This window comes from Ignavibacteriota bacterium, from assembly GCA_016218045.1.
Classification (GTDB): Bacteria; Bacteroidota; Ignavibacteria; order SZUA-365; family SZUA-365; genus JACRFB01.
Genome location: JACRFB010000035.1, coordinates 1 through 3,304, shown reverse-complemented (window position 1 = coordinate 3,304; position 3,304 = coordinate 1). Strand labels below are relative to the sequence as shown.

The window sequence follows — 3,304 nt, the reverse complement described above, 5'->3', positions numbered from 1 at the left end:
CATGTCGAAGCTCTCGGGCGAGAAGGCATTCGTCGCGCTCTTCGGCGTGCCGTGTGTCTTCATCCAGTTGAGCTTCATGGCCAGGAAGTCGAAGTTGTTGATCGCACCGCTGCCGTCGGTATCCATGTAACAACCCTCGGGCGTCTGCCAGGGCACTGCCACCTGTGCTTCCCACGTGTAGTAGGTGAAGGGGTTGGTGGCGAAGTCGACGCGGTAACGCGCCGGACCCTGCAGCCAGGTGGCGCGCAGGTTGGCGTTCGAGATGTAGCGGTTCAGGGCGCTGCGGTCGCCGTAGTTGACGATGCCGTCGTTATTGGCATCACCCGGCCACACCACGCACGGTACCTGGCCCTGGGGAACAATCAGGAGCACACCCGCACCGGCCGTGAAGTCGACAAAGTAGCCGCAGGAGTTCGGCATGTTGAACACCACTTCCGCGCGGTAGGTATTGGGCGGCACGGTGTTCGGGATGCTGATCTGCGCGGTGCCTGTGGCGGCCTGTCCGGCGAGCTTACTTCCCTGGAACTGCGACTGGAAGACCAGCGCGTTTGTTGTGACATCGTAGAGCTTCAGCGTGCCGGTAAAGGTGAAGGCCGTCGCGGGGAAGTCGATGCTGTAATACACGTACACGGTGCCGGGGGCGTTGGTGTACGTGAGCTTTGCGCCGTTGGCGTCACGCAGTTCGTAGGTGACCTTGTTGCCGAGAATGTAACACGCTTCATCGGCACCCACGTACGGGAGGACGCGCGGATCGTTGTCGATGTCGTTGGTCACTTCACCAAGCAAAGTACCGACCAGATTCAGATCGTTCTGCGATGCACCCGAGAGGTGAAGATCGCCACTTGTGGCACTGGCGAAGGTGACGGGTTGGGTTTTCGAATTGGCCTCACGACCCGATCCGAGCAAGGTCTGCATCGCGCCGAGATTCGTGGCATAGGATCCGCCGAGATAGGCGAGGTTGGTGCCCGTTGTGTAATGAACGTTATAGTCCATCTCGGTCGTGTAGGTGTTTGCCAGGAAATAATAGCTCATCGCGCCGGCAGTGGCGTAGAAAATGTTGTTCTTCACCTTGTTGTCGTTGCCGTAATACACTGTCAGACCGCGCGACGTTGTGCTGCTACTCTGTAAGTGGATCGTGTTGTGGTATGTGTTAATGAAAGAACCGTAGTAGAGCCAGATGCCGTAAGCAACGGACCCACCGCCGTTGAGGGCGATGAAGTTGTTGGCGACAAGCGGCGCTGACGCGGCACTGTTAACAGCGCCATTCGTGTAGATGTACATGCCGTACTTCGTTCCGGTGGTTGTCAAATTGATCAGACGGTTCCCCGTAACTTGGAACGGACCGTAGAAATAGTACAGGTAATACAGGTAATTCGTCGAATAGGTCGACGTCATGTTCAACGTGTTGTTGCGGATGATCGGGGTGTTCTGGTAGTACATGGAAAGGCCCATGTAGTACTGACCAGTCATCATGTTGCCATCGAACAGCGTGTTTGTTTCGCCCGTGCCGGTGCCGTACCAGTACGCCGCGTATGCGCCGCCCTCGATCGAGTTGCCGATGAAACTGTTGTTGTTGTCGAGTGTGGGCGACGGTGAGTAAATGACGGCCTGATAGGTCGAGGTTGTGGCGGCGGCGTACCCCTGAAGTTTGTTGTTCAGGAACGAGCAGTTATCGGAACCGCCGTTGAACTGCACCGCGGCAGCGTAGGTCGTACCATTCGACTTGATCGTCATGTTCTTGAAGGTCACCCAGTCTGCACCCTGAAGATTGACAGTGCCCATGTCGGTCGTGCTGGTCGGTGAATACTGCAGGATCACCGAGGTGTTGTTGCCGTTCTCGGACTGGAACGTGATGGTATTTGTGGCCGATGCGCCGGAAATCTGAGTGAGGTTGACGCGCTCAGTATATGTGCCCGGGCGCACGTTAAACACCACCGGTCCACAGACGCCGTTTGCCACGATGTCGGCGGCGGCCGCGGCGAAGGTGGCGTAGTTCGGTGTTGTTCCACCGATTGTGAATGTTCCACTCAGCGATGCTTTGCGCGTGGTGGTCAGCGTATCGTTCATAGTGACCGTGTCGGCAACACCATTCGGATTCGATGTCCACACTTTGAATGTGTAGTTTGTCGCCGAGGCGAAGGTCAGCGTCGCGAGTGTGATCGATGTCTGGCGTGAGGCGGCGTCGATCGTGTCGAGGAGTCCGGTCCACGAATACGGCGTCTGAGGCGTGCCGTTCAGCGACCAGTTGATCGTGCAGGAGGTTATCTGATTGGTGCCGAAGTTGTTGATCGTCGCGGTCACGGGATAGGTGCCGGGGCAGAAATCGAGAGGTGAGGTCAATGCAGAAACGCCTGCGTTGTTGCTCCCGAGCACGGTGCTGCGGATCTCGATCTCATGAAAATTCGGATTGCTGGTCTGCGAACCAGTTGTCGTAAAGTTTGTAATACGCAGGCGCGTCGTGGTACACGGTGAGAAGCTGATGACCTTGGTCATCGCGGGTGTGCCGACGTTAAAATCGTAGTGGTTGATCCATGTGGTACCGTTCCAGTACTGGACGCGGCCGGATTGCAAGTAGCGCGTCGTCGTCGAGACATAATAGAGCGTGATTTCACCGATGCTCTTTGTCGATGTGCCCCAGTCAAACTGGATGTACGCGTTGGGATCAGGATTGGCCGAAGTGCTCGTCCATCCGTTGTAGCCATTGGGATTCGGATTCAATCCGTCATTGTACTGTTCGGGACCGTACCCTGCCGGGTAACCCGAGCCGCCACCGGAATGGGTGCAGGTGCAACCCAGCGATGACAGGGCAATATTCTGGCTCTGCGCAAACGCCGAGCTGCCAAAGGCGGCGAAGGCGAGAACTGTACCGAGGGCAAATACGGATATTGCGCGATACATCCGCATTCGGTGGACGAGAGACATGAGGCCTCCGAGGAATAGAGGTGGTGTATTTGAAGCAGTGGGTTGTGGCAGAATGGAAGTGACGGGAGAGAAATATAGTGGTGAGGATGATAATTGCGGTTTTACATCTCTTAAAAATACAACAGCTTCTTCGAATGATGCAATGCCTTCCTAAAAGTTACTTCGCCGCTCCGAATTATTTCAGAGTTCATCAATCAGCATAGTATCAGTTGCAGATGGATGGTCCATCGGGGAAAAAAGGAACGGGCGCGGCGAGAGCCGCGCCCGTTGCAGGGGAGAATATGAAAGCAACGGCCGGACCGTGGATTCCACGGCCGGCCGTGTCGCAGGTGTTATTTCACGAGCGAGAGTTTGATCGACTTCGAGAAACCGATGCCGCTCT

Annotated in this window: 1 protein-coding gene; it reads right to left on the bottom strand. The window is 56.2% G+C overall.

Annotated elements, in window-relative coordinates:
* Positions 1 to 2,922 (bottom strand): hypothetical protein (locus HY962_09225; protein ID MBI5647106.1); only part of this gene is annotated, 2,922 nt, incomplete at its 3' end.
* Positions 2,923 to 3,304 lie beyond the last annotated feature (382 nt).